Origin of the sequence: Pediococcus argentinicus (assembly GCF_001437605.1) — a bacterium.
Classification (GTDB): domain Bacteria; phylum Bacillota; class Bacilli; order Lactobacillales; family Lactobacillaceae; genus Pediococcus; species Pediococcus argentinicus.
Map to the genome: position 1 here is coordinate 1 of NZ_JQCQ01000074.1, position 845 is coordinate 845.

The window sequence follows — 845 nt, forward strand, 5'->3', positions numbered from 1 at the left end:
TCTGTCAACCACAAAGGGATTATCGCAACCAAGGATATCCCCTAGACGACCACCTAGAATTAAAAGTCCTGACAATACAACCATATACACAATAACTGTATAAGACGCTGTACTAGTTGGTATTTTAAATTCACGCGAAATAGTTGGTAAAGCTATATTTACAATTGATGCATCCAGGTTCGACATAATAGTAAAAAGTCCTATAACAACTAATGCCCACCATTCATTAATTTTCTTAACCATAACATACCTCCATTAGTACTTTTTCAGACAACTTTGATAGTCTATCAGGTTCATGTTAGACTAACGCAAGTGTAATATTTAATTTGTAGGAGATAATAAATGACAACTATTCAAGAAGTAGCGGATATGTTAAAAGTGACCCCTAATACCATACGATATTATGAAAAAATGGGTGTTATTGATCATATAGCCAGAGATAGAAATGGTGTAAGACAATTCAATAACGATAATATTGAACGTACACACATGGCAATCATTTTAAGAAATATGGGTATGCCCGTAAAAGAAGTTCGCGAACAAATGCATCAAACTAGTGATGACCCAACAGTAGAAGAGTTGAATAATTTCAAAGATACAATAAGTTCTTTACTGGTTAATTTAGACGAAAAGGCTGCAGAGATTGAGCAAGAAAAGATTCATGTAAAACAAAAGCTCATAATACTGGACGAACAAATTCGCCGAAGAAAAATCAAAGAAATGGAGACGTACTAAATAGTAATGTAATTACTTACGCATTGTTGTCAGTTCACGTAGGGTTGATTGTGACCCGATTTCAAATCAGTGCCACGTGGTACCACTATTTTTAGCGACTTTTTAGTGAC

The 845-nt window shown here is 34.6% G+C and carries 1 protein-coding gene and 1 pseudogene; one reads left to right on the top strand and one right to left on the bottom strand.

What is annotated here, in order from left to right:
* Window positions 1–243 (bottom strand): annotated as a pseudogene (locus tag IV88_RS08940) (MFS transporter); the annotation flags it as partial.
* A gap of 99 nt (window positions 244–342) precedes the next feature.
* Here IV88_RS08940 and IV88_RS08945 point away from each other — a divergent pair.
* A complete protein-coding gene (locus IV88_RS08945; protein ID WP_057800545.1) occupies window positions 343–735 on the top strand; it encodes a MerR family transcriptional regulator in 393 nt (130 codons plus the stop codon).
* Window positions 736–845: the final 110 nt, after the last annotated feature.